We start from the raw sequence: 22,572 nt of genomic DNA on the forward strand, positions 1-22,572 counted from the left end.
AAATCGAATTTTAAAAGCTTCTTGTAAGAGCGTTATGGTCTATCGCAATCACCCTCAAGGAGCCCCCGATGAACCTGTCCCGATTCGTGCGCAGTCTGCTGACCAGCGCACTGTTCGCCGCACCACTGGCTTACGCCGCCGAGCCCGTCGTCCTGCACGTCGGTGATCAGAACTACTACAACATTCGCGCTTCGGTGGAGGCCTCGGGCGTACTGAAAGACGCGCCGTATACCGTCGACTGGAAGCACTTCCAGGCCGCCGCGCCACTGGCCGAAGCGCTGAATACCGGCGCGCTGGATCTGGGTTTTCTCGGCGATTCGGGTTTTCTGTTCCTCGTCGCCAGGCAGGCGCCGGTGAAGCTGATCGGCGTGTCGCGGCAGAACCCCGACACCATCGCCTTGCTGGTGCCCAAGGATTCGCCGGTCAAATCCATCGCCGATCTGAAAGGTAAGAAAGTCGCTTACTGGCCCGGTGCCTGGAGCCAGCAACTGACCCTGCGCGCCCTGGAAAAAGCCGACCTGCCGGAAGACTATGTCGACTTCATCAAACTGATGCCGATCGATGCCGCCGCCGCGTTGCCTCAGGGCAGCATCGACGCGTTCCCGGTCTGGGAACCTTACATCTCCCAGCAGATTCTGTTCTCCGGCGCCCGGCCGATCCTCACCGCCAAGAACCTGATGCCCGGCCTGAGCGCTATCGCCGCCTCGACGCCGTCGATCGACAGCAAACGCGAAGCCATTGCCGATTTTCTGGTACGCCTGAAAAAGGCCCGGGCCTGGGTCGACAACCACACCGACGAGTACGCCGATCTCTGGGCGAAGAAAGCCAACCTTGACCAGAACGTCTCGCGCCATTGGTTACGCCAGGCCCACATGACCGTCGGCCCGGTGGATGCGCAGGCAGCAGAGGATCTGCAAAGCACCGCGGACTTCCTGTTCAAGGTAAAAGCGCTGCCGGCTGCGTTGGCGACTGCGCCGATTATCGACAGCTCGTTTCAGCAGGCGTTGGCTGAATAAACGTGCGGCGTTACGTCATCACCGGGTCGCTTCTTGCGCGAATGTGTGCAAGCCGGTCGAGGTGCTTTGCAGCATCTCGATGAAGCGTAGCGCGGCGGGCGCCATGGCTTGCCCCGTGCGGGTGATCAGGCCGATAGAGCGTGTGACGCCCGGATGATCCACCGGCACTTTGACCAGATCATCGCGGCCGTCGTCCGCCGACTCAGGCAGCAGGCTCATGCCCAGCCCCTGACGCACCAGCGCCAGCACCGTCGACATGTAATTGGCCTCCAGTCCCGGCGACAACGGCAGTTGCGCGTCTGCGAACAGTTGCTCGACCAATTCGCGCACGCTGCTGTCGCGCCCGGTCAGGATGATCGGATGAGCCGTCAACTCGCCCAAGGTGACTGAGCGTCGCTGGGCCAGCGGGTGATCGGCGGGGACGAACAGACACAGCCGATCTTCCATGACCACCTGAAATTCCAGCCCATGGCTCATTCGTGCCCGGACGCCGAGGCCAAAATCCACTTCTCCATCGCGTACCAGCGTGTCGATACGCTGGGCGACGACGTCCCGCAGGCGAACTTCCACGCCCGGAAACTGCTCGCGAAACCGCTTCAGAAGCGGTGGCAGGGTTGAGGCGCACAGCGAGGGCAGGGCGGCGATGGTCACGACGCCGCGGCGCAACGATGCCAGGTCTCGCGAGGCGGTGACGATGTTTTCAAGGTCCAGCAGCAACTTCTCCATTGGCCGCAATGCGCTTTGTCCGGCGCTGGTGAGGCTGACGTGGCGTGGGCTGCGTTCGAGCAGGGCAACGCCGAGCCAATCCTCCAGTTGTTGAATTTGCACCGTCAATGCCGAAGGCGAGAGGTTCACCGCCACCGCCGCCCTGGAAAAACTTCCGGTTTGTGCAACGGCCAGAAAGGCGCGGATGTGTTGGATCGAATTCTTCATTTTGTTTTTCCGAATGCTGGCTACCGAACATTTCAATTTACAAAGATTACCTGCAATTCCAATACTCGGTGAAAACAACAACAGCGCGTCTCATCGCCCAGGCGATCAGAGATGACGAACAGGATCTGCCCATGCTTGCCACACTCGGTGTCATTACCATTCTCAGTTTGCTTGCTGCTGTCATGAGCAAACGCCTTTCACCCCTGGTTGCCTTGATCGCCCTGCCGATCATCGCCGCACTGATCGGTGGATTCGGTCTGCAGACCAGTGCCTTCATCATTACCGGAATCAAGAACGTGGCCCCCGTGGTCGGGATGTTTGTGTTCGCGATTCTGTTCTTCGGCGTGATGACGGATGCTGGCATGCTGGACCCGATCATCGACCGGATCCTGCACCGAGTCGGGACCCGCCCGACGCGGATTGTCATGGGCACTGCGCTATTGGCGTTGCTGGTGCACCTGGACGGTTCGGGGGCTGTCACCTTCCTGGTGACCATCCCGGCCATGCTGCCGTTGTACACGCGGCTGGGCATGGATAAGCGCATTCTGGCCTGCGTCACGGCCATGGCCGCCGGGGTCAACTTCCTGCCCTGGACCGGTCCGGTCCTGCGTTCTTCGGCCGCTTTGCATGTGCCGGTGGCCGACCTGTTTCAACCACTGATCCCGGTGCAGATCGTCGGGCTGGTGTTCGTCTTTACCTGCGCCTGGTTCCTCGGTCGTCGCGAAGAGCGGCGCTTGGGTCTGGGTGCCGGAGTGTCGGTGGATGTGATGCCGAAACGGGTGCTGAGCGACGCCGAGAACGCGCTGCGCAAGCCGCAGCTGTTTTGGGTCAATCTGGTGCTGACCGTGGTGGTGATGGGCGTGATGATTGCCGGGATTGTCGACCCGGTGGTGATGTTCATGCTCGGTACGGTGCTCGCTTTGTGCCTCAACTACCCCAACGTCGATGCCCAACGTGCACGTATCGACGCCCATGCGAAAACGGCGCTGACCATGGCCAGCATTCTTCTGGCGGCCGGTGTGTTCACCGGGATCATGCAGGGCAGCGGGATGCTCAAGGCCATGGCCGAGGTCGCGGTGGCGCAGATTCCCGCCGGGCACGGCAAGTTGATTCCGATGGTGGTGGGCTTCATCTCCATGCCCTTGAGCCTGCTGTTCGATCCCGATTCCTTCTATTTCGGCATCATGCCGGTGGTGGCTGAAGTCGGCCGGGCCTTGGGCGTCGACCCTGTGCAAGTGGCCCAAGCGTCATTGCTGGGGGTGCACACCACCGGGTTCCCGGTCAGCCCGCTGACCCCCGCGACCTTTCTGTTGGTGGGGTTGTGCAAGATCGAACTGGCGGATCACCAACGCTTCACCATCCCGTTTATGTTCGCGGCCTCGGTGCTCATGACCCTGACAGCGCTGCTTCTTGGAGTCTTCTGAATGAAAACCTTACGCATCGGCTCCGGTGCCGGTTACTCCGGCGACCGCATCGAACCGGCCATCGAACTGGCCGAGCACGGTGAGTTGGACTATCTGGTGTTCGAATGCCTGGCCGAGCGCACCATCGCCCTGGCCCAGCAGGCACGGCTGGTTGACCCGGAAGCGGGCTTCGACCCGTTGCTGGGGGAGCGCATGCGTCGCGTGCTGCCCTTTGTCGGTCGTGGCGCGGATGGCCAGCGCCGACGTTTGCGGGTGATCACCAACATGGGCGCCGCCAATCCGCTGGCCGCGGCGCGCGAAGTCCGACGGCTCGCCGCACAATTGGGTTTGTCAGGGCTGAAAGTGGCGGCGCTGACCGGTGACGATGTACTGGCGACACTGTTGCGCGATCTGTCGCAGCCCCTGGATAACGGCAGCACGTTGGCGTCCCTGGGTGATCGCGTCATTTCGGCCAATGCGTATCTGGGTGTGGAAGGCATCATCGACGCGCTGCACGCCGATGCCGATGTGATCATCACCGGCCGTGTGGCGGACCCTTCGCTGTTCCTCGCACCCCAGATGTTCGAATTCGGCTGGGCGGCGGATGATTGGCCGCTGTTGGGACGCGGCACGCTAGTGGGGCATTTGCTCGAGTGTGCAGGGCAGATCAGCGGTGGTTATTTTGCCGATCCGGGGTTCAAGGAGGTGGCGGATCTGGCGCGCCTGGGGTTCCCACTGGCCGAGGTGGATGCCACGGGGCGCGCGGTGATCAGCAAAGTCGCCGGTTCTGGCGGGCGCATCGATACAGCGACATGCACCGAACAGATGATCTATGAAGTGCATGACCCGGCCGCCTACCTGACACCGGACGTCACTGCCGATTTTTCGGGTGTGTCCTTCACGGCCCAAGGGCCGGACCGGGTGATGGCCCAAGGCGCCGACGGCCGGGCACGACCGCAGTCATTGAAAGTCTCGGTGGGTTATCTCGATGGCTGGATCGGCGAGGGCCAGATGTCCTATGGCGGGCCGGGCGCGTTGGCGCGAGGGCGATTGGCGCGAGAGGTGGTACTGGAACGCTTGAAACTGACGGGCGTGGTGTTTGAGGAGATCCGCGCTGAGTTGATCGGCGTCGATGCCTTGCACGGTACTGAATTGGGTTCACGGACGGACAGTGAACCCTGGGAAGTGCGCCTGCGAGTGGCGGCACGTTGCGCCGATCGCGCCGAAGCGCTGCGCATCGGCAATGAAGTGGAAACCCTCTACACCAATGGCCCTTACGGCGGTGGCGGAGCAAGCAAGTCGGTGCGGCAGGTGGTGGCGGTGGCTTCGCTATTGCTGCCGCGCGATGCCGTCACTCTGCAGGTTCATTTGGAGGACAGCGTATGAGTGGCATCAAACTGCGTGAACTGGCCCACTCTCGAACGGGTGACAAGGGCGATACCTCCAACATCTCAGTGATTGCCTTTCGTGCCGAAGACTATCCGCGCCTGTGTCAGTGGCTGACGGTGGAGCGGGTGACCGAGCATTTCGCCGAACTGCTCGGCCCACGCAGTCCGCCGGTGCGGCGCTATGAGTTGCCGAACGTCCATGCGCTCAATTTCGTCTTGCCGGGCATTCTGCGCGGCGGCGTGACCCGCTCCCTGGCGCTCGATGCCCACGGCAAAGCGCTGGGTGCGGCATTGCTCGACCTGGAACTATGAGCGCGTGATGAGGCGACGCCGGAACCAAACACTGTGTACCCTTATCCAACCTCGGCCCGCAGCGACCTGCGGGCCGACGAAGGATGAACGGGCGAAGGATTTTTGCCCTTTGAAGTGTTGACCGCAACGGTCTGGCCCAAGGCAAAACATGAAACAGCTGTTCAAGGTTTTCTCTGCACTCATCATCGCCACAGGGCTGGTTGGGTGTATCGCTTCTCCCATCGAAATGACGCCGCAGACCGAACAGCGTCTGAGCGCGCAACCACCGATCCGTTTTCTGCTGACCTTCGACGACGGTCCCAGCGCATCGAGTTTCTGGAATCCAACGATGACGGTGCTCGACAGTCTGGCCACTAACCCGGTGCAACCGAACCTCAAAGCGGTGTTCTTCGTGCAGACCCGTGCCTCACGCGCCGGCGGCAGTGAAATAGGGCGCCAGGTCATGCATCGCGAACAGGCCGAAGGTCAGATCCTGGGCTTTCACACGGCCACGCCCGGGCACACCAATCATCGCTCTCTGGACCCACAGGAACTGGAACAGTCCCTCACCAACGGCAGCGCCGACATCGCCGCGATCACCGGTGCGCCACCGACCCTGGTGCGCCCGCCATTCTGGAACTACGACAAACGCACTTTCGCGGCCTATCAGCAACACGGCATGCATGTGCTGCTGACCGACCTGAGCGCCAATGACGGCAAGATCTGGGGTTTCAACGCCAGTCCCCGACGTCGGGCCCACTTCTTGCGCACAATGTCCGAAGTGCGCGAGCGTATCGCCCTTGGCGAGTTACCGGTGGTGGACGGGGTGATTCCGGTGGTGGTGACCTTCCACGACCTCAATCGCTACACCGCCCGGCATACTCGCGAATACCTGCAAATCCTCCTCGACAGTGCACAGGCAACCGGTGTGAAAACCGCCGAAAAGCCGTTTTACGACGACACGGCAGCGCTGCAACGGGCCGCCATGGCGCGTACGGTTCGCGACAGTTCACAGCCGGTAAAATTGCCGGGGCTGTGGAATTGGATCTGGGGTGGGGATTCTCACTGAAAGGTCGCCAAAATGAGAAACAGCTAACACTTATTTTGAGCATTGGTGGGCGCAGGATGGGAAAAGCGCATCTATGCTGAGCAAGTTGGATCCGATTAATGGCCACGGAGGCGCCAGTCATGGTTTCAGTTCCTGAGCTTTGCCGCATTGTTGAGTCCGGTTTTCAACCGCTTTCCTGTGCCTGCACGGTGAATCCCGACGGAACGTTACGGATCAAAGTCTACGAACCCGCCGCCGGGCGAATTGATCTGTTGATTACTGGTGTATCACCCGAACGGCTGACCACCGTTCGTGATATCTCCAATCTGATTGGCGAGTTGCGCATCGAGATGCGCGCCGGTCGTCGGGCGTTTGCCGGCTAGGCCCGCGGTTGTAGTTCATCAATCATCTGCAAGCAATGATTCAACCCCGGCGATACGTCGCCCACGCGCCTGCTGAGAATAATCGGCGAGGTCGCGTTTTCTTCCAAAAGCGCAGTGAAACCAATGTCGTCGCGGTGCAGCAATTGCACCGAGGCCGGCACCAGGGTGACGCCGATTCCCGCTCCCACCAGACCGATGGCTGTTTGCAGCTCGTTGGTCCATTGCGCCACATGAATACTCACGCCATAGGATTCGAATAACGCGATCACATGGTCGGCGTAGCTCGGGCGCGGGTTGCCGGGGTACAGCACAAAAGGTTCTTTCGCCAGTTCGCGAAGACTGATCGGCCCGGCCAGTAATGGGTGACCCGCGGGCAGGGCGGCGACCAGCCGATCTTCGGTCAACACCGTCTGGATGATCGCCGGGTCGTCGATGCGGATTCGCCCGAAGCCGATATCGATACGCCCGGCCTTGAGCGCCTGCACTTGCTGCAACGTGGTCATTTCCGATAGCCCCAGTTCAAGCTCCAGGGGCTCGCCGCTGCGCAAACGGCGAATCAGTTCCGGCAGCACGCCGTAGAGCGTCGACGGGGCGAAACCGATGCCCAGCCAGGTCTTTTCGCCCAGACCGATCCGTCGCGTGTTGTCGCACACCTTGCTCAGTTGCTCAAGCAGGGCGGTGGAGTGCTCATGGAAAAACCGCCCGGCATCGGTCAGCTTCAGCGGCCGCCCGCGCTCCAGCAACAACACCCCGAGTTCATCCTCCAGTTGCTGCATCTGCCGGCTCAGCGGTGGTTGGGCAATGTGCAGAAGCTCGGCGGCACGGGTGAAATTGAGGGTTTGAGCCAACACCTGAAAATACCGCAGGTGACGCAGTTCCATGGGACCTCCGGAAACCAGTTTTCATACCTTAAAGGTATCAAGTCAGACCAATTCTAATTTGGCTTCCCGAAAAAAGCCGTACCAGAATCGGTTTCAGAACTTTAAGAACCTGACGGGTATCGACATGCTTGCAACAGCCATTGAATCGATCGAGACGATCATCGTCGATCTGCCGACCATCCGCCCGCACAAGCTGGCGATGCACACCATGCAGAACCAGACGCTGGTGATCATTCGCGTGCGCTGCGCCGACGGCATTGAAGGTATTGGCGAATCCACCACCATTGGTGGCCTGGCCTACGGCAATGAAAGCCCTGACAGCATCAAGACCAACATCGACAAACACTTCGCGCCGCTGTTGCTGGGCCAGGACAGCGCCAACGTGAATGCCGCGATGTTGCGCCTGGAACGCAGCATCCGTGGCAACACGTTCGCTAAATCAGGTATCGAAACCGCGTTGCTCGACGCTCAGGGCAAACGCCTTGGGCTGCCGGTCAGCGAGTTGCTGGGTGGCCGTGTTCGCGATGCACTGCCAGTGGCGTGGACCCTGGCCAGTGGCGACACCGACAAGGACATCGCCGAAGCGGAAAAGATGCTCGACCTGCGCCGCCATCGGATCTTCAAGCTGAAAATCGGTGCCGGTGAGGTCAACCGCGACCTGGCCCATGTCATCGCGATCAAAAAAGCCTTGGGCGACCGCGCCAGTGTGCGGGTCGATGTCAATCAGGCCTGGGATGAAGCGGTCGCGCTGCGCGCCTGCCGGATCCTGGGAACCAACGGCATCGACCTGATCGAACAGCCGATCTCGCGCAACAACCGCGCCGGCATGGCGCGCCTGAATGCCATGAGCCCGGCGCCGATCATGGCCGATGAATCCATCGAATGCGTGGAGGATGCGTTCAATCTGGCCCGTGAAGGCGCGGCGTCAGTGTTTGCCTTGAAGATCGCCAAGAACGGCGGCCCGCGCGCCGTGCTGCGAACCGCGGCCATCGCCGAAGCCGCCGGTATCGGCCTGTATGGCGGCACCATGCTCGAAGGTGGCATCGGCACCCTGGCCTCGGCCCATGCTTTTGTCACGCTGAACAAACTGGCGTGGGACACCGAGCTGTTCGGTCCATTGCTGCTGACTGAAGACATTCTCAGCGAGCCGCTGGTCTATCGCGATTTTGAGTTGCACGTGCCGAAAACACCGGGGCTGGGCTTGAACCTCGATGAAGAGCGTCTGGCGTTCTTCCGTCGTGACAAAACGTCTACTGCCATTCATCAAGCCTGAGGAGAGCATTATGCTGTTCCACGTAAAAATGACCGTGAACCTGCCGGTCGATATGAATCCGCAAGCAGCCGCCACATTGAAGGCTGACGAAAAAGCCCTGGCCCAACGCCTGCAAGAGCAAGGCAAGTGGCGTCACTTGTGGCGCATCGCCGGGCACTATGCCAATTACAGCGTTTTCGACGTCGACAGTGTGCAGGAACTGCACGACCTGCTCATGCAATTGCCGCTGTTTCCGTACATGGCGATCGAGGTCGAGGCGATGTGCCGGCATCCTTCTTCCATTCGCGAAGATGACCGCTGAACCCAGCCTGTTCAGTTCGCTACGCTAATAATTACAAGATGAGGAACCCACCAAAATGAACGTCAAGATTTCCCACACTGCCAGTGTCCAGAAGTTTCTCGAAGAGGCCAGCGGTCTGCTCAATGACGCCGGCGACCCACGGGTCAAGGCCCTGGTTTACCGCATCCTGCGTGATTCGGTGAACATCATCGAAGACCTGGCCGTAACGCCGGAAGAGTTCTGGAAAGCCGTCAACTACCTCAACGTGCTGGGTGCGCGTCAAGAGGCCGGGTTGGTGGTGGCCGGGCTCGGTCTCGAACATTATCTCGACCTGTTGATGGACGCTGAAGATGAACAGGCCGGCAAGGCTGGCGGCACACCGCGGACCATCGAAGGCCCGCTGTACGTGGCGGGTGCGCCGTTGTCGGAAGGCGAAGCGCGTCTCGATGACGGCGTCGATCCGGGTGTAGTGCTGTTCATGCAGGGCCAGGTCAAGAACACCGCCGGCGAACCGTTGGCTGGTGCCGTGGTCGATGTCTGGCACGCCAACACCGGCGGCACTTACTCCTACTTCGATACCACTCAATCGGAGTTCAACCTGCGTCGTCGTATCGTCACCGATGCCGAGGGTCGTTATCGCTTTCGCAGCATCGTGCCGTCGGGCTATGGCTGCCCGCCGGACGGTCCGACCCAGCACCTGCTCGATCAACTGGGCCGTCATGGTCAACGGCCGGCGCACATTCACTTCTTCATCTCCGCGCCGGATCATCGTCACCTGACCACCCAGATCAACCTCGATGGCGATCAATACCTGCACGACGATTTCGCCTATGCCACCCGTGACGAGTTGATCGCGAAGATCACCTTCAGCGACGATCAAGCACGTGCGGCGGCCCATGGTGTGAGCGGTCGTTTTGCCGAAATCGACTTCGATTTCACCTTGCAGACCTCCGCGCAACCCGACGAGCAGCAACGCCACGAGCGGGTCCGCGCACTCGAGGACTGATATCCTCGAACAGCGGAACTGGGCCACGAGAAACCGACCGTTTATCTCGTGGCCTTCTGTGTTTCTGGAATGGCCCGACGCAACCTATAACAACAATGAGAGTGACCCGATGATGCAAGCGCAACTGTTGAGTCAGCGCAGCACCGTATTCGACCACGCCGACCCTTACGCGGTGTCGGGGTACGTCAATCAGCATGTCGGTAACCATTGCATTCTGATGCCCCGGGCCGGGCGACCGCTGGCCAGCCTCAATCACCGCAAGTTTGCCAGCCTCGACCTGTGCCGCATCAGTTACGGCGGCAGCGTGCGCGTCACGTCGGGCGCGCTGGAAAGCATCTATCACCTGCAAGTGTTGTTGCGCGGCAATTGCCTGTGGCGCGGGCACGGCCAGGAGCACTACTTTGCGCCCGGCGAGTTGCTGCTGATCAATCCCGACGATCCGGTGGACCTGACGTATTCCGACGATTGCGAAAAATTCATCCTGAAAGTTCCCACGTCGTTGCTGGAATCCGTGTGCGATGAGCAGCGCTGGCGGTATCCGGGGCAGGGTGTGCGGTTTCTGGAGAATCGCTATCAGCTCGATGAGCTGGAAGGCTTTGTCGGTCTGCTGGCGATGATTTGCCAGGAAGCCGAGGCCACCGAGCAGATTCCCAAGGTGCAGGAGCACTACGCGCAGATCATCGTCAGCAAGATGCTCAGCCTGATGAAGACCAACGTCAGCCGTATCAGTCTCGGCTCACAGACGGCTACGTTCGAGGTGATTGCCAACTACATTGCGGGCCATCTCAAGCAGGACATCGACAGCGAAGAACTGGCACGCCAGGCGCGGATGAGTCTGCGCTCGTTGTACGGATTGTTTGAACGCAACGCCGGCACCACGCCGAAAAACTACATCCGGCAAAAACGCCTTGAGCGCATCAACGCCTGCCTGAGCGACCCGACCTGCAACGTGCGTAATGTCACGGAAGTGGCGATGGATTACGGTTTTCTGCACCTGGGCCGGTTTTCGGATAACTATCGCAAGCAGTTCGGGGAGTTGCCGTCGGATACGCTGAAGCGGCGGGAGTGAGATGCAGGGAGGCTTCACGGGCCTCTCGAAGTTAGCCAATCCACCGGTTATCCAAACTGATTTGCCTGCAAAAGGGATAAAGATTTTTTCAGACTAGTTCAAGCTCAGCGGCTGCGACAAGGCCAAACATTACGAGTAAAAGTCCCCAGCCGGTCCACTGTAAAACAATCAGCTTTCGCCTTAAGACAGCAGGGAAGTTCTTCAAGTCCTCGGCGCTGGCACCTCCATCGCGTAGGTAAAGGCGAGGTGTAGTCATTACTCCCATTATGGCGCCCAGTAAAAACATATTCCCCCAAGGTCCGCCGTTCCTGAATGGTGCTCGAATCATAACTGCGGGGCAATTTTGCAGGTGATTTAGCATCACATCCATTTTTGTGTAGGCAAGGTGGAGTGATATGCCAATTATTATGAATATGCCCGCAAAGTCGATTAAACCGACACAAAGAAATATTTTGTCCGCGGTACTTATGCTCACTTAATGGTCTCGTAGATTTTTTCTCTGCAGGAATGGGCGCGCCGATCAATAGAACAGTCCGGAGTTTCCGATCAACACAAGTAAAATTAGTGCTGCGAAAAGCCCCAGTGCGCTCCAGTGCATAATTATTAACTTACGTTTTAGGAAGCGAGGGAAGGCTTGCAAGTCTTCTGAGCTTAGCTCGCCCCTTTTGAGATAGAATCCGGGGAACGTGATAATTCCTGAAATTCCTCCTACAAGCATCAAGTTTCCCCACGGACCACCGTGCCTGAGCGGAGCACGAACCATGATGGCTGTGCAGTTCTTCAAATGATCCAGGATAAAATCCATTTTTGTGTATGCCACATGTAGCATTACAACGATCCAAATAGACATCGCGATAATCACTACCCCGGATGAATAACCGATAACTATTTCAATGCTGTTCATTTGTATTCTCATATATTAATTCGCCTAATGCTTCTCCCCTATCCCCCCCTAAAAACCCACCTGCAAAAGAACCTGCCCCGACTACTATCAGGCCGCATGCGAGAGTGGCCGTTCCTCCCGTCGGGATTGCTAAGCCCGCGCAGACCCAGCCCACCGTTGAGCCGGTCAATATTGCTGACGCGAAAGCACCACCTATCACTCCTCCGGCAAAACCACCAACTTCTGTAAATTTCACCCTCTTACAAGCCTCCTCATCCTCTGCCGCACATACGCCCTGAACTTTGATAACTGACCCTCCACCGCCCACAGCAGTGCCAACCCAACCGCCATACTTGACATACTTCGCCGCTTTAGAAACGCCTTCAATATGCGTGGCATAACCAGGGATCTGTCCAACAGCCCCAGCTTTTCTCCAGCGATGAACAAGACTTTTAGTCGATATGCCCAACACGTTTTTCAGATTGGGGTGATCCGGAAAGCCAATGCTCTTTTTTGTAAGTTTGGTGAGCTGGGTATTCAACTGAGCCAGCAGGCGCTTACGTTCGGAGTAAAACTCGGCGGTGTTCAAGTGATCATTGGCCTGGAAAGTCCGAGTATGCAAACTCTCGATGTCACGCAGAATGACATTCACGTCGTCCAGGTTCTTCGCGAACATGGAAAGTCCGAAGCTGGCACCGAGTGAGCCCTTCGAAAGAAAGAATGCAATCTCATCATAGTGACGCGCCATGAAATCGGCCTCTTCTGAACTGAGAGGCTTCAGGGCTCTATTTACATTACCCGCCGCTTGCATCAACAGCGCTTCTTCGAAGGTACATTGCTGGTTGTTCGGATCGCTGAGAACAATCATCGTCCCGGCTTTTACCTTATCCAGATTCGGATTCAGGGCCTTGAATTTGGCGATGACGGCGGGGGAGGCTGAAGTGAAAAGCTGAGCTTCCAGTTTGTCAGCGGTAGTGCTCCTGGGGACGACGTAGAACCCTGGTTCTTCTTGTGGGACGGCCGCAGGCCATTGCTCTTGAGGAAAAAACTTCAAGTCCGAGACTGGATGCGGCGAAGAGGTTGCCCTCAATGCGTCGGGCGAATTCGCGGTCGTCGACTCGAGGCTTTGAGCATGGACAAAGCGCAATAAGCGTTCCGGGTCGGGTTTTAATGAAGGCTGTGTGAGCGTTGAGTTCGGGATTCTTTTAACCCGTTCATTGATCGCGCCCTGAGCTTTTCGCGTAACGGCTTGCGATTGGCTAAGCAGGTCTCGTTGTTCTTGCACAAGCGCCTGTATGCCTTGCTCCGGAGTTATGTTGCCCTGCGCAACATCGTCCGCAACGCGCTTTGCATAAAAGGCGACTTCTCGATTGAACCGTTCACGCAGCATACCTTGCGCAAGATGACGGGTACCAAGAGTGCGAGCTTGCCCCACCAGTTTGCCCGCGGCACTGTTGACCTCCCATTGCTCATGACGATTCGGACTCATCCTTCATCGCCCCACGAGCTGTAACCCGCGGTTTTTGCCAGGTGGTGGGTCCAGGTAATGTCGCGGTAACGAATAGCCACCTGTTCCTGGGGCTCGGCGTCGTTTTGAAAAATGGCATGAGGCATTTCAAGCGTCAGGTCGGCAATAACTCCGCCATTGATCGAAACGGTATAAAACTTTTCCTGCATGCCAAAAGCCGACACGCGATAGAAACTTATCGTGCAGTTGATTTCTTCTCTGTTTGAAAGCGCTTGAGCAAGCAGCGGTGATGATTTATCGACGGCTTTTGTGATGATGATCGGACTATGCGTCGACTTTTTGATGTTCCCGATATTGGCGATGTTGTGGCTGTAGGAGAGCACCATGATTTCATCGGTGTGCGCTGCCTGATACTTGTTGCCGATAGAGTCCTGGGTTGAACAGCCCGCTGAAATCAATCCTTGAGCTTTTCCGTTTATGGTCATGTAACCGTGATTAGCCATAGAACCACTCCTTGTAGTCAGGCGGGCAGTCTATGGCAGAAGTTGTAAGCAGTTATGTAGTCCGATTCCGAAAATACGTTCTGCACTAAACGGATAAAGGTCTGCACCCAGCGGATAGTCCACCCCATTGCCCCGTCCTAGCATGAGCCTTGCCTGAACAATAACAATGGAGGCGGCGGCCATGACCCTGCGACCCGAATATCTTCAATCCCTGCTTGAGGACGATCCAGAACAAGGCATCTACCGCTGCAAGCGCGAGATGTTCACCGACCCGCGGCTGTTCGATCTCGAGATGCAGCACATCTTCGAAGGCAACTGGCTGTACCTGGCCCACGAAAGCCAGATCCCCAACAAAAACGACTTCTACACCACCACCATGGGGCGCCAGTCGATCTTCATCGCGCGCAACAAGGACGGTGAGCTCAATGCGTTCCTCAACGCCTGCAGCCATCGTGGCGCGACGCTGTGCCGGCACAAGTCCGGAAACAAGAGCTCGTACACCTGCCCATTCCACGGCTGGACCTTCAACAACTCCGGCAAGCTGCTCAAGGTCAAGGATCCGGCCGAAGCGGGCTACCCGTCGAGCTTCAACTGCGAAGGCTCCCACGACCTGACCAAAGTTGCGCGTTTCGAGTCATATCGCGGTTTTCTGTTTGGCAGCCTCAAGGCCGACGTAGTCCCACTGGTTGAACACCTGGGCGAGTCGGCGAAGATCATCGACATGATCGTCGACCAGTCCGCCGATGGCCTGGAAGTGCTGCGCGGTTCCTCCAGCTACATCTACGAAGGCAACTGGAAACTCACCGCCGAAAACGGCGCCGACGGCTATCACGTCAGCTCCGTGCACTGGAACTACGCTGCCACTCAGAACCAGCGCAAGCAGCGCGAGGCCGGCGATTGCAACCCGACCATGAGTGCCGGCAGTTGGGCCAAGCAGGGCGGTGGTTTCTATTCCTTCGACAAGGGCCACATGTTGCTCTGGACCCGTTGGGCCAACCCCGAGGACCGTCCGCTGTACGAGCGTCGCGATGAACTGGCCCAGGACTTCGGCAAGGCCCGCGCCGACTGGATGATCGAGAACTCGCGCAATCTGTGCCTGTACCCGAACGTGTACCTGATGGACCAGTTCAGTTCGCAGATCCGTATCGCCCGGCCGATCTCGGTCAACCGCACGGAAATCACCATTTACTGCATCGCCCCCAAAGGCGAAAGCGACCACGCCCGTTCGAGCCGGATTCGTCAGTACGAAGACTTCTTCAACGTCAGCGGCATGGCCACCCCGGACGACCTGGAAGAGTTTCGTTCCTGCCAGACCAGTTATCAGGGCAGCGTGACCGCCTGGAACGACATGTCCCGTGGCGCCGAACACTGGATCGAAGGCGCTGATGAGGCGGCCAAGGAAATCGACCTGCATCCGCTGCTCAGCGGTGTGCGCACTGAAGACGAAGGCCTGTTCGTGCTGCAACACAAGTATTGGCAGCAGACCATGCTCAAGGCCCTGGCCGCCGAGCAGTCCGAACTGATTCCTGTGGAGGCCGTGCAATGACCATCACCTATGACTCCGTGCGTGATTTTCTCTATCGCGAAGCCCGTTACCTCGATGACCGGCAATGGGACGAATGGCTGGAGTTGTACGCCCCGGACGCGACGTTCTGGATGCCGTCCTGGGACGACAACGATGAGTTGACCGAAGACCCGCAGCGGGAAATCTCGCTGATCTGGTACGGCAACCGCACCGGTCTGGAAGACCGCGTCTTCCGCATCAAGACCGAGCGTTCCAGCGCCACCATGCCGGACACCCGCACCTCGCACAACATCAGCAACATCGAGCTGCTCGAACAGGCCGACGGGTTCTGCAAAGTGCGCTTCAACTGGCACACCCTGAGCTTTCGCTACAAGACCGTCGACAGCTATTTCGGCAGCAGTTTCTACACCCTCGATGTGCGCGGTGAAAACCCGCTGATCAAGGCCAAGAAAGTGATCCTGAAGAACGATTACGTTCGCCAGGTCATCGATGTCTACCACCTGTGAGGCAGCGGTCATGACTCATTCCATTGCATTTAATTTCGAAGACGGCGTCACCCGATTCATCGACGCCAATGTCGGCGAAACCGTGGCCGATGCCGCGTATCGACAAGGCATCAATATTCCACTGGATTGCCGCGACGGCGCTTGCGGTACCTGCAAATGTTTCGCCGAGGCCGGCCGTTATGAGTTGGGCGAGGAGTACATCGAAGACGCGCTCAGCGCGGAAGAGGCCGAGCAAGGTTTCGTCCTGACCTGCCAGATGCGTGCCCAGAGCGATTGTGTGGTGCGCGTGCCGACCTCATCCGAGGTGTGCCGCACCCGTCAGGCCAGTTACGACGCGACTATCAGTGCCGTGCGCCAGTTGTCCGACAGCACCATCGCGCTGTCGATCAAGGGCGAAGCCCTGAGCAAACTGGCGTTCCTGCCGGGGCAATACGTGAACCTCGGGATTCCCGGCAGCGAGCAGACCCGCGCCTATTCGTTCAGCTCGTTGCAGCGCGACGGCGAGGTCAGTTTCCTGATCCGCAACGTGCCCGGCGGCTTGATGAGCAGCTTCCTCACCGGCATGGCCAAGGCCGGCGACAGTATGAGCCTGGCCGGGCCGTTGGGCAGTTTCTACCTGCGCGACATTCGCCGTCCGTTGTTGCTGCTGGCCGGCGGTACGGGGCTGGCACCGTTCACGGCAATGCTGGAAAAAATCGCCGAGCAGGGCAGTGAACATCCGCTGCATTTGATCTACGGCGTGACCAACGATTTTGATCTGGTGGAAATGGATCGACTCGAAGCGTTTGCCGCGCGAATCCCGAACTTCAGCTTCAGTGCCTGCGTCGCCAACCCGGACAGTCAGCATCCGCTCAAGGGCTACGTGACTCAACACATCGAGCCGCAGCATTTGAACGAAGGCGACGTCGATGTCTACCTGTGCGGCCCGCCGCCGATGGTCGAGGCGGTCAGCCAGTTCATCCGTGAAAAAGGCATTGCGCCGACAAACTTTTACTACGAGAAATTTGCCGCCAGCGCGGCGTAAGTATTCTCTGCGGCATTGTCCCTGTAGGAGCTGTCGAGTGAAACGAGGCTGCGATCTTTACAAGGGCGACATCAAAAGATCGCAGCCTCGTTTCACTCGACAGCTCCTACGCAGGGGTTGGCGCAAACACGAGGTGGGTATGAACAGATTTCACGAAAAAGTCGCGCTGATCACCGGCGCTGCCCAAGGTATCGGTCGGCGCGTTGCCGAGCGCATGGCGGCGGAAGGTGCGCGGTTGATTCTGGTCGATCGCTCCGAGCTGGTGTTCGAGGTTCAGCAGCAATTGGGGCAGGGCAGCCAGGTGCTCGCGCTGACCGCCGATCTTGAGCAATACAGCGAATGCAGCCGCGTCATGCAAACCGCCGTCGAGCGTTTCGGGCGTCTGGATGTGCTGGTCAATAATGTGGGCGGGACGATCTGGACCAAGCCTTTTGAGCATTACGAAGCGTCGCAGATCGAGGCTGAAGTGCGCCGTTCGCTGTTCCCGACGCTGTGGTGCTGTCACGCCGCGTTGCCGTTCATGCTTGAACAGGGAAGTGGCGCCATCGTCAACGTTTCCTCCATCGCCACGCGCAGTGTCAATCGCGTGCCGTACGGTGCGGCGAAGGGTGGGGTCAATGCGCTGACCGCTTGCCTGGCCTTCGAAACCGCCGGTCGCGGGATTCGGGTCAATGCCACCGCGCCCGGTGGCACCGAAGCGCCGCCGCGGGTCATTCCGCGCAACAGCGCCGATCAGAGCGAGCAAGAGAAGGTCTGGTATCAGCAGATTGTCGACCAGACGCTCGACAGCAGTTTGATGAAGCGCTATGGCACGCTGGATGAGCAGGCAAGCGCTATTCTGTTTCTGGCCAGCGACGAAGCGTCTTATATCACCGGCATGATCATGCCGGTCGGTGGCGGCGACCAGGGTTGATCCATTTACAAGCGACGCTGAAACGCTTTGATGATTTTGAGCGTGGCGTCGCTGGTGTTCAGGTTCTGGATCGCGTCCAGCGGATACCAGATGCAATCGAAAATTTCGTTTTGCGGACGGGCCTCATCGGCGTTCGCCACTGTGGCTTCGTACACATGGTGTCGGGTGCTGGCCGTTTGCAACTCCATCAGGTACAGCAACCCGTCGACCCCAAGCCCGGTCTCTTCCTGAAGTTCTCGCGTGGCGGCGTCGGCAATGGCTTCACCACGCTCAACCTTTCCGCCGGGCAGCATCCAGCGACTCCTTGGCTTGCGCACCAGGAGAATGTGCCGGTCCTGCTCGCAAATGACGGTCGCGCGTACTTTCATGTGTTACCCGATTGCCGTTTGTCATAAATCAGTCATAAAAATGCAATATTCGAGCCGGGGTGTCTGTCTCAATGGTTGGAGTGATTGACGAGGTTCAAAGTGCAACCGGATGTCGGAATCCTGGCGCGACGTCTGGTTGGCACTTCAGGGAAGGTCGGGTGTAAGGTATTCACGTGAATCCAGGATCATCACTGCCGAAATGGAGGTGACTATGAGCGTTCCGATGCTGACCAAAATGCACATGAACGGTTATGACGTACTCAGCGTGAACAACGGCCCATGGCGAGTGTGCACCAAAGGTAACCGGCTTGGAGCCTTTGGCAGTAGAGAGGAAGCACTGGCCTTTGCGGCCGCTCTTCCCGGCTACAAGGCCAGGGCAAGTCGGCCTGCACGCAGCCAGAAATCAGATAAATAGCGCACTTGCAGCCCCGGTTCGCCGGGGCTTTTCTTTGCTGGGCGCTGAAGTCCCGGGCTAATAACCGCCGCCGGTACTGCGGGAAGGCTCTCGGGCTTTTTGCTGCGCGTGGCTCCATTCCGCGCAGGTCATGAAGCTTGTATGGTCGACCTTGCCCCTGCCATCGAAACTGACGTTGTACGTCTGCTGATGGCCGGGCTGCGTTAGCTTGTAGTCAAAGCAAGTGCCAGGCTCAACGGTGCGATCCGTTATGGATAAAGGCTGGCCGCCAATCTGCTGGACTTGATCCTTGCTCATGCCAGTCTCGACCTTTGCGACCAACGGCTGATCCCGATAGATACTTGATTCGGTGCTGCAGCCACCCGACGCGGCCAGTACAACGGCCAGCGCGCATAGAGGCTTGTGCATGGCAGTGCGCCTGCTATTGAGCTTTCGTTCGAGTGATAATCTTGGCTTTCACTTCCTCGGCATAACCCTTCAGTCGTTCTTCATCGCCCTGAAACAACTCGCACAGCTTTAGGGTTGCTTGCGCATCCACATCATTGCCGGCCAGGCGTAGCTGCTCTGCGATGCGCAAAAGCTCTACCGCTGACCATCTCAAATCCGACGCAACACCTTGCAGGTTACGCCGAAGTTCGTTTTCAGATTCGTTAAGCCACATGATGACCTCCTGCCAATCTCTGCTACGAAATTTTAGTCCCATTTCCCGGATCAGGGCGTTTTGTTCGTCTGAGCCGTTGGTGCAGCCTTTTGTCGGGAAAATGAACGTGAACCCGCAGATCTGATGTCGTAGTGAGGTAGTGAATTTTTGCTAGGGCGAGGCAAACACAAATGACGACTACTGATGACTTTAGATTTCATGCCCATGAACTGATGGTTGATCTGGACGCGGCCACCACGGAAATGATGAAACTGATTTCTGCGCATCAGCTGAGCGGCCCGGAATGGGAGCGGGTCACTCAATGGCAGCATGAAGCGTATGAAAGATGGATGACTTATCTGAACGAGAGGTCGTATCCGGATCCCGGTGATCACAACGCCCCTTGCTGAGGTGAGTGCAACAGATGGATGTCTGGACAGCGACACGCTACATTCCCTTTTTTCGGGTTAAGGAAGCGTCATGCGCAAATTGATTGGGGGAGTAGGGTTGGCGTTGCTGGCGGGCTGTTCGTTGCCCGCGTCCTTGGTGCCAGGTGAGCCCAATCTCAGCAAGTACAGCAACAAGGTGCCTAAAGACTATGCCGCGTGCGTTCTGCCGGCGTGGCGACACGAGATACCCAACACGACCCAATTGGCGATTTCCAATGGCTACAGGGTCACGGCACCGAGCATCATCACGGCCGACGAGATTGTGGATATCGTGAAATCGAAGGATGGCAGTCACATATCGCTTTATCAGGGGCCGCCCTGGGCGAAATCCGGGGCGTTGCGTCAGGCAGTGCGTGATTGTCTGTAAGGTTTAGTCGGTGATATCGGTCACCTGGATGATCGGGTCGTCGCTTGCCTGAGTGCTCGCACTGGTTTTCTTTTCCCGACGATCGTTCATCCAGTTGTCCACCTGAGCATTGAATTGCGCCGGCGCTTTTCGTCCGACCTTCCTGGCGAGATCAAGAATGGTCTGCTGGGCGAGGGCGTCTTCCATCGCCGCCAGCGATGACATCGGCAACTTCGCACTGATGACCTGCCAGCACGCTATCTCGCTGGGGCGTCATGCCGGCAACAACGTTGCTGCACAGATTCTGGGCGTGGACCCGACCCCGTACAGCCAGCCTAAATACGTGACCTGTCTGGATCTGGGGGCCTGGGGAGCGGTCTACACCGAAGGTTGGGACCGCCAGGTGAAGTTGATCAAGGAGGAAGCCAAGGCGTTGAAGACCCAGATCAACACGATGTGGATCTACCCGCCCGCGGCTGATCGTGTCACTGCGCTGGCTTCGGCGGATCCGATGATTCCTGTCGCCTGAAACGTCGGCAGCGTTGCTTCGATAACGCTGCCGCTTAGAAAAAATCCCGCCCGGGTTTTCCTGGGCGGGATTTTTTTTGTGCCTTGACCGGTTGTCGCCGTGAAATTTAACGTGTACTTTTTCATGAAAATATAAGTATAAAAATTCACGAGGCCTGCATGTTTCAGCAATCTACCCAGCACGTCGCCAGCTATTACGCCCACACCTGCGCGGATCGCTTGGTGGATCGAGCGGTTCTTGAAGGCGAGCAGGATACCGAGGTGTTGATCATCGGGGCCGGCTTCAGTGGATTGCATACGGCGTTGCGTCTGGCCCTGGCCGGTAAGCGCGTGACGTTACTGGAAGCCAGTCGGGTGGCCTGGGCCGCCTCGGGGCGCAATGGCGGTCAGGCCATTCTCGGTTGGTCGTGTGACATGCCACCGTTGGAGGCAGCGCTGGGTTATGAGCGCGCGCGCCGGTTATGGGACAGCATGCGCTGGGCTGCACAGGAGTTGCGAGATTTGCCCGCGCGCCATGGTTTCGATTGTGACTATCGGCCTGGCCACCTCTGGACGTCGGTGATGCCGCGTCGGGTGAGTCTGCTGACGCAATGGCAACACGAGGCCAGTCACAAGTGGGGCCACGATGGATTGCAGTTTATTTCTCGCGAGGCGTTGCCTGATTGGGTCGCCAGTGAGCGCTACCAGGCGGGTCTGTTCGATCCTGAAGGCGGGCATTTGAATCCGCTGAAACTGGCGCTCGGCCTGGCCGCTGCGATTGAACAGGCTGGTGGACGCATTCATGAACAGAGCAAGGCGTTGAGTTATCACGAAGAAGGCGATCGTTATGTGGTCACCACTGAGCGCGGTCGCATTCGGGCTGACGTGCTGGTGCTGGCGTGCAACGCCTACCTTGATCGGCTCGATCCGAAGCTTTCGAGTTGCGTGTTACCGGTTGGCACTTATCAGGTGGCCACCGCGCCACTTTCAGAGCAACAGGCGACCGCGCTGCTACCCAGCAATGTGTGCGTCACCGACAACCAGTTTGTCCTCGATTATTTCCGCCGCACGCCGGACAACCGCCTGCTGTTCGGTGGTGGTTGCACTTACCTGGGCGGCATGCCGAAGGACATCGCCGCTGCGACACGGCCCTATCTGGAGCGCGTGTTTCCCCAGCTCAAGGACGTCGAACTGGACTTTGCCTGGGGAGGTCACATCGATCTGACCCTCAAGCGCACGCCTGACATCGGTCGACGTCGCGATCTGTACTGGCTACAGGGTTACTCCGGACATGGCGTGCTGCCGACATTGACCGGGGCGCGCGCCGTGTCCGACGCGATACTTGGCCAGCCGGATGAGCTGGCGTTGTACCAGGGTTTGTTCAATGGCAGCTTTCCCGGTGGAAAGTATTTGGCAGCACCGCTGGAAGCTATCGGCAAAGCCTGGTATCGGCTGCGCGACAGCCTTTGAAACATCAATTTCTGGAAGCCTTCAGATGGACATGCAAGAAGAAATCTCGGCGCTGGCGATCCTGATCCAGGACCTGCGCAAACACAAAAAATACACGCTGAAAGACCTGGCGGACAAAATCGGTCGTTCGGTCGGGTTTCTCTCGCAAGTCGAGCGGGGGTTGTCACGTCCCACGGTGGCGGACTTGACCGCCATCAGCGAAACACTCGGCGTGCCGACTACCTATTTCTACAGCTTGCCCAAGCCCATGGCATTGCCGTGGGTGACCCGTCCGGATGAGCGACGCACGCTGTATTACGCCGACGGGATTACCGACATCCTCGTCTCTCCGAAGATGAGGGCGTCCTTTTCAATGCTTGAAAGCCAACTGGAGCCTGGCGCCAGTAGTGGTGATCGGCACATGAACGACAGCTCGGAGCAGGGTGGCTATGTCCTCGAGGGTGAGCTGACGCTGTGGCTGGATGACGATAAGCCGGTGACATTGCGCACCGGCGACAGTTTTCAACTGGCCAGTCATACGCATTGTCGCTACGGCAACCTCTCGGATCAGCTCACCCGGGTGCTTTGGGTTTACACCTGATAAA

Annotated in this window: 27 protein-coding genes and 2 pseudogenes; 20 read left to right on the forward strand and 9 right to left on the reverse strand. The window is 58.4% G+C overall.

The genetic code is table 11. From position 1 onward, the window contains the following. Positions 1 to 68 precede the first annotated feature (68 nt). Positions 69 to 1,016, forward strand: coding sequence for an ABC transporter substrate-binding protein (locus tag EAH74_RS26385; RefSeq protein ID WP_140682248.1), 948 nt, complete (start codon positions 69 to 71; stop codon positions 1,014 to 1,016). Positions 1,017 to 1,034: 18 nt separating this feature from the next. Here the strand turns inward: EAH74_RS26385 and EAH74_RS26390 are convergent, their stop codons facing one another. Next, positions 1,035 to 1,949, reverse strand: a complete 915-nt coding sequence (locus EAH74_RS26390) for a LysR family transcriptional regulator (protein ID WP_140682250.1) — start codon at positions 1,947 to 1,949, stop codon at positions 1,035 to 1,037. A 131-nt stretch (positions 1,950 to 2,080) separates the two neighbouring features. Here EAH74_RS26390 and EAH74_RS26395 point away from each other — a divergent pair, with 131 nt between their 5' ends. From EAH74_RS26395 to EAH74_RS26415, 5 genes are all read left to right on the forward strand, one after another. Beyond that, complete coding sequence (locus EAH74_RS26395; protein WP_140682252.1) at positions 2,081 to 3,373, forward strand: CitMHS family transporter; 1,293 nt, start codon at positions 2,081 to 2,083, stop codon at positions 3,371 to 3,373. Then, positions 3,374 to 4,738, forward strand: a complete 1,365-nt coding sequence (locus tag EAH74_RS26400) for an acyclic terpene utilization AtuA family protein (RefSeq protein ID WP_140682254.1) — start codon at positions 3,374 to 3,376, stop codon at positions 4,736 to 4,738. Next, positions 4,735 to 5,052, forward strand: coding sequence for an AtuA-related protein (locus EAH74_RS26405; RefSeq protein ID WP_140682256.1), 318 nt, complete (start codon positions 4,735 to 4,737; stop codon positions 5,050 to 5,052). The genes EAH74_RS26400 and EAH74_RS26405 overlap by 4 nt, the downstream gene beginning before the upstream one ends. Positions 5,053 to 5,200: 148 nt before the next feature. Further along, on the forward strand, positions 5,201 to 6,100 hold the full coding sequence (locus EAH74_RS26410; protein ID WP_140682258.1) for a polysaccharide deacetylase family protein: 900 nt from the start codon (positions 5,201 to 5,203) through the stop codon (positions 6,098 to 6,100). Between the two features lie 119 nt (positions 6,101 to 6,219). Next, positions 6,220 to 6,462: a DUF1652 domain-containing protein gene (locus tag EAH74_RS26415; RefSeq protein WP_140682260.1), complete on the forward strand. Its 243-nt coding sequence runs from the start codon at positions 6,220 to 6,222 to the stop codon at positions 6,460 to 6,462. Here the strand turns inward: EAH74_RS26415 and EAH74_RS26420 are convergent. Then, on the reverse strand, positions 6,459 to 7,343 hold the full coding sequence (locus EAH74_RS26420) for a LysR family transcriptional regulator (protein ID WP_123367988.1): 885 nt from the start codon (positions 7,341 to 7,343) through the stop codon (positions 6,459 to 6,461). The genes EAH74_RS26415 and EAH74_RS26420 overlap by 4 nt on opposite strands. A 124-nt stretch (positions 7,344 to 7,467) precedes the next feature. Here EAH74_RS26420 and EAH74_RS26425 point away from each other — a divergent pair, with 124 nt between their 5' ends. From EAH74_RS26425 to EAH74_RS26440, 4 genes are all read left to right on the forward strand, one after another. Then, positions 7,468 to 8,616 carry a muconate cycloisomerase family protein gene (locus tag EAH74_RS26425; RefSeq protein WP_140682262.1) on the forward strand — a complete coding sequence of 383 codons (1,149 nt, stop codon included), beginning with the start codon at positions 7,468 to 7,470 and terminating at the stop codon, positions 8,614 to 8,616. A 10-nt stretch (positions 8,617 to 8,626) separates the two neighbouring features. After that, entirely contained in the window at positions 8,627 to 8,917 is a 291-nt protein-coding gene (gene catC / locus EAH74_RS26430) for a muconolactone Delta-isomerase (RefSeq protein ID WP_033057703.1), read from the forward strand. A gap of 55 nt (positions 8,918 to 8,972) precedes the next feature. Continuing rightward, positions 8,973 to 9,902: a catechol 1,2-dioxygenase gene (gene catA / locus EAH74_RS26435; RefSeq protein WP_140682264.1), complete on the forward strand. Its 930-nt coding sequence runs from the start codon at positions 8,973 to 8,975 to the stop codon at positions 9,900 to 9,902. A gap of 109 nt (positions 9,903 to 10,011) precedes the next feature. After that, positions 10,012 to 10,971, forward strand: coding sequence for an AraC family transcriptional regulator (locus EAH74_RS26440; protein ID WP_140682266.1), 960 nt, complete (start codon positions 10,012 to 10,014; stop codon positions 10,969 to 10,971). Between the two features lie 520 nt (positions 10,972 to 11,491). On the opposite strand, the gene EAH74_RS26450 is transcribed toward EAH74_RS26440, so the two are convergent. Genes EAH74_RS26450 through EAH74_RS26460 form a run of 3 tightly spaced genes read right to left on the reverse strand, consistent with a single transcriptional unit; the run spans position 11,492 to position 13,825 of the window. Next, positions 11,492 to 11,875, reverse strand: a complete 384-nt coding sequence (locus tag EAH74_RS26450; RefSeq protein WP_140682270.1) for a hypothetical protein — start codon at positions 11,873 to 11,875, stop codon at positions 11,492 to 11,494. Beyond that, positions 11,862 to 13,343 (reverse strand): hypothetical protein, encoded by a 1,482-nt coding sequence (locus EAH74_RS26455; protein WP_140682272.1) that lies wholly within the window; start codon positions 13,341 to 13,343, stop codon positions 11,862 to 11,864. Before EAH74_RS26455 ends, EAH74_RS26450 begins: the two co-directional genes overlap by 14 nt. Further along, positions 13,340 to 13,825: an Hcp family type VI secretion system effector gene (locus EAH74_RS26460; RefSeq protein WP_140682274.1), complete on the reverse strand. Its 486-nt coding sequence runs from the start codon at positions 13,823 to 13,825 to the stop codon at positions 13,340 to 13,342. The genes EAH74_RS26455 and EAH74_RS26460 overlap by 4 nt, the downstream gene beginning before the upstream one ends. A 181-nt stretch (positions 13,826 to 14,006) precedes the next feature. Here EAH74_RS26460 and benA point away from each other — a divergent pair, with 181 nt between their 5' ends. The 4 genes from benA to EAH74_RS26480 all read left to right on the forward strand — a co-directional run bounded on the left by benA (position 14,007) and on the right by EAH74_RS26480 (position 17,793). After that, positions 14,007 to 15,371, forward strand: a complete 1,365-nt coding sequence (benA, locus tag EAH74_RS26465) for a benzoate 1,2-dioxygenase large subunit (RefSeq protein ID WP_140682276.1) — start codon at positions 14,007 to 14,009, stop codon at positions 15,369 to 15,371. Then, a complete protein-coding gene (gene benB, locus EAH74_RS26470) occupies positions 15,368 to 15,856 on the forward strand; it encodes a benzoate 1,2-dioxygenase small subunit (RefSeq protein WP_140682278.1) in 489 nt (162 codons plus the stop codon). The genes benA and benB overlap by 4 nt, the downstream gene beginning before the upstream one ends. A gap of 10 nt (positions 15,857 to 15,866) precedes the next feature. Beyond that, positions 15,867 to 16,880 (forward strand): benzoate 1,2-dioxygenase electron transfer component BenC, encoded by a 1,014-nt coding sequence (gene benC / locus EAH74_RS26475; RefSeq protein WP_123367996.1) that lies wholly within the window; start codon positions 15,867 to 15,869, stop codon positions 16,878 to 16,880. A gap of 139 nt (positions 16,881 to 17,019) precedes the next feature. Further along, a complete protein-coding gene (locus EAH74_RS26480) occupies positions 17,020 to 17,793 on the forward strand; it encodes a 1,6-dihydroxycyclohexa-2,4-diene-1-carboxylate dehydrogenase (RefSeq protein ID WP_008154556.1) in 774 nt (257 codons plus the stop codon). 5 nt (positions 17,794 to 17,798) lie between these two features. Here the strand turns inward: EAH74_RS26480 and EAH74_RS26485 are convergent, their stop codons facing one another. Beyond that, entirely contained in the window at positions 17,799 to 18,161 is a 363-nt protein-coding gene (locus EAH74_RS26485) for an NUDIX hydrolase (protein ID WP_140682280.1), read from the reverse strand. 211 nt (positions 18,162 to 18,372) lie between these two features. Here EAH74_RS26485 and EAH74_RS26490 point away from each other — a divergent pair, with 211 nt between their 5' ends. Continuing rightward, positions 18,373 to 18,576: a DUF2188 domain-containing protein gene (locus EAH74_RS26490; RefSeq protein ID WP_140682282.1), complete on the forward strand. Its 204-nt coding sequence runs from the start codon at positions 18,373 to 18,375 to the stop codon at positions 18,574 to 18,576. Positions 18,577 to 18,633: 57 nt separating this feature from the next. On the opposite strand, the gene osmE is transcribed toward EAH74_RS26490, so the two are convergent. Beyond that, positions 18,634 to 18,984 (reverse strand): osmotically-inducible lipoprotein OsmE, encoded by a 351-nt coding sequence (osmE, locus tag EAH74_RS26495; RefSeq protein ID WP_140682284.1) that lies wholly within the window; start codon positions 18,982 to 18,984, stop codon positions 18,634 to 18,636. 13 nt (positions 18,985 to 18,997) lie between these two features. After that, positions 18,998 to 19,237 carry a hypothetical protein gene (locus EAH74_RS26500; protein ID WP_140682286.1) on the reverse strand — a complete coding sequence of 80 codons (240 nt, stop codon included), beginning with the start codon at positions 19,235 to 19,237 and terminating at the stop codon, positions 18,998 to 19,000. 170 nt (positions 19,238 to 19,407) lie between these two features. On the opposite strand from EAH74_RS26500, the gene EAH74_RS26505 reads away from it, so the two are divergent. Next, entirely contained in the window at positions 19,408 to 19,626 is a 219-nt protein-coding gene (locus EAH74_RS26505) for a hypothetical protein (protein WP_140682288.1), read from the forward strand. 70 nt (positions 19,627 to 19,696) lie between these two features. Further along, positions 19,697 to 20,032: a hypothetical protein gene (locus EAH74_RS26510; RefSeq protein ID WP_140682290.1), complete on the forward strand. Its 336-nt coding sequence runs from the start codon at positions 19,697 to 19,699 to the stop codon at positions 20,030 to 20,032. A gap of 3 nt (positions 20,033 to 20,035) precedes the next feature. On the opposite strand, the pseudogene EAH74_RS26515 reads toward EAH74_RS26510, so the two are convergent. After that, positions 20,036 to 20,221 (reverse strand): annotated as a pseudogene (locus EAH74_RS26515) (RrF2 family transcriptional regulator); the annotation flags it as partial. Here EAH74_RS26515 and EAH74_RS26520 point away from each other — a divergent pair. The 3 genes and pseudogenes from EAH74_RS26520 to EAH74_RS26530 all read left to right on the forward strand — a co-directional run. Then, positions 20,220 to 20,540: pseudogene (locus EAH74_RS26520) on the forward strand (NAD(P)/FAD-dependent oxidoreductase); the annotation flags it as partial. The pseudogenes EAH74_RS26515 and EAH74_RS26520 overlap by 2 nt on opposite strands. 158 nt (positions 20,541 to 20,698) lie before the next feature. Beyond that, the gene (locus tag EAH74_RS26525) at positions 20,699 to 21,988 is read left to right on the forward strand and encodes an NAD(P)/FAD-dependent oxidoreductase (protein ID WP_140682292.1); all 1,290 of its coding nucleotides are present in this window, start codon (positions 20,699 to 20,701) and stop codon (positions 21,986 to 21,988) included. Positions 21,989 to 22,013: 25 nt separating this feature from the next. Beyond that, a complete protein-coding gene (locus EAH74_RS26530) occupies positions 22,014 to 22,568 on the forward strand; it encodes a helix-turn-helix domain-containing protein (protein WP_140682294.1) in 555 nt (184 codons plus the stop codon). Positions 22,569 to 22,572: the final 4 nt, after the last annotated feature.

The sequence above is a fragment of the Pseudomonas mandelii genome (genome assembly GCF_006438925.1).
Lineage (GTDB): Bacteria > Pseudomonadota > Gammaproteobacteria > Pseudomonadales > Pseudomonadaceae > Aquipseudomonas > Aquipseudomonas mandelii_C.

What these genes read in the sequence shown, in the direction of transcription:
- EAH74_RS26385 (WP_140682248.1), top strand. Translation starts at nt 69, where the DNA reads ATGAACCTGTCCCGATTCGTGCGCAGTCTGCTGACCAGCGCACTGTTC.
- EAH74_RS26390 (WP_140682250.1), bottom strand. Translation starts at nt 1,949, where the DNA reads ATGAAGAATTCGATCCAACACATCCGCGCCTTTCTGGCCGTTGCACAA.
- EAH74_RS26395 (WP_140682252.1), top strand. Translation starts at nt 2,081, where the DNA reads ATGCTTGCCACACTCGGTGTCATTACCATTCTCAGTTTGCTTGCTGCT.
- EAH74_RS26400 (WP_140682254.1), top strand. Translation starts at nt 3,374, where the DNA reads ATGAAAACCTTACGCATCGGCTCCGGTGCCGGTTACTCCGGCGACCGC.
- EAH74_RS26405 (WP_140682256.1), top strand. Translation starts at nt 4,735, where the DNA reads ATGAGTGGCATCAAACTGCGTGAACTGGCCCACTCTCGAACGGGTGAC.
- EAH74_RS26410 (WP_140682258.1), top strand. Translation starts at nt 5,201, where the DNA reads ATGAAACAGCTGTTCAAGGTTTTCTCTGCACTCATCATCGCCACAGGG.
- EAH74_RS26415 (WP_140682260.1), top strand. Translation starts at nt 6,220, where the DNA reads ATGGTTTCAGTTCCTGAGCTTTGCCGCATTGTTGAGTCCGGTTTTCAA.
- EAH74_RS26420 (WP_123367988.1), bottom strand. Translation starts at nt 7,343, where the DNA reads ATGGAACTGCGTCACCTGCGGTATTTTCAGGTGTTGGCTCAAACCCTC.
- EAH74_RS26425 (WP_140682262.1), top strand. Translation starts at nt 7,468, where the DNA reads ATGCTTGCAACAGCCATTGAATCGATCGAGACGATCATCGTCGATCTG.
- catC (WP_033057703.1), top strand. Translation starts at nt 8,627, where the DNA reads ATGCTGTTCCACGTAAAAATGACCGTGAACCTGCCGGTCGATATGAAT.
- catA (WP_140682264.1), top strand. Translation starts at nt 8,973, where the DNA reads ATGAACGTCAAGATTTCCCACACTGCCAGTGTCCAGAAGTTTCTCGAA.
- EAH74_RS26440 (WP_140682266.1), top strand. Translation starts at nt 10,012, where the DNA reads ATGATGCAAGCGCAACTGTTGAGTCAGCGCAGCACCGTATTCGACCAC.
- EAH74_RS26450 (WP_140682270.1), bottom strand. Translation starts at nt 11,875, where the DNA reads ATGAACAGCATTGAAATAGTTATCGGTTATTCATCCGGGGTAGTGATT.
- EAH74_RS26455 (WP_140682272.1), bottom strand. Translation starts at nt 13,343, where the DNA reads ATGAGTCCGAATCGTCATGAGCAATGGGAGGTCAACAGTGCCGCGGGC.
- EAH74_RS26460 (WP_140682274.1), bottom strand. Translation starts at nt 13,825, where the DNA reads ATGGCTAATCACGGTTACATGACCATAAACGGAAAAGCTCAAGGATTG.
- benA (WP_140682276.1), top strand. Translation starts at nt 14,007, where the DNA reads ATGACCCTGCGACCCGAATATCTTCAATCCCTGCTTGAGGACGATCCA.
- benB (WP_140682278.1), top strand. Translation starts at nt 15,368, where the DNA reads ATGACCATCACCTATGACTCCGTGCGTGATTTTCTCTATCGCGAAGCC.
- benC (WP_123367996.1), top strand. Translation starts at nt 15,867, where the DNA reads ATGACTCATTCCATTGCATTTAATTTCGAAGACGGCGTCACCCGATTC.
- EAH74_RS26480 (WP_008154556.1), top strand. Translation starts at nt 17,020, where the DNA reads ATGAACAGATTTCACGAAAAAGTCGCGCTGATCACCGGCGCTGCCCAA.
- EAH74_RS26485 (WP_140682280.1), bottom strand. Translation starts at nt 18,161, where the DNA reads ATGAAAGTACGCGCGACCGTCATTTGCGAGCAGGACCGGCACATTCTC.
- EAH74_RS26490 (WP_140682282.1), top strand. Translation starts at nt 18,373, where the DNA reads ATGAGCGTTCCGATGCTGACCAAAATGCACATGAACGGTTATGACGTA.
- osmE (WP_140682284.1), bottom strand. Translation starts at nt 18,984, where the DNA reads ATGCACAAGCCTCTATGCGCGCTGGCCGTTGTACTGGCCGCGTCGGGT.
- EAH74_RS26500 (WP_140682286.1), bottom strand. Translation starts at nt 19,237, where the DNA reads ATGTGGCTTAACGAATCTGAAAACGAACTTCGGCGTAACCTGCAAGGT.
- EAH74_RS26505 (WP_140682288.1), top strand. Translation starts at nt 19,408, where the DNA reads ATGACGACTACTGATGACTTTAGATTTCATGCCCATGAACTGATGGTT.
- EAH74_RS26510 (WP_140682290.1), top strand. Translation starts at nt 19,697, where the DNA reads ATGCGCAAATTGATTGGGGGAGTAGGGTTGGCGTTGCTGGCGGGCTGT.
- EAH74_RS26525 (WP_140682292.1), top strand. Translation starts at nt 20,699, where the DNA reads ATGTTTCAGCAATCTACCCAGCACGTCGCCAGCTATTACGCCCACACC.
- EAH74_RS26530 (WP_140682294.1), top strand. Translation starts at nt 22,014, where the DNA reads ATGGACATGCAAGAAGAAATCTCGGCGCTGGCGATCCTGATCCAGGAC.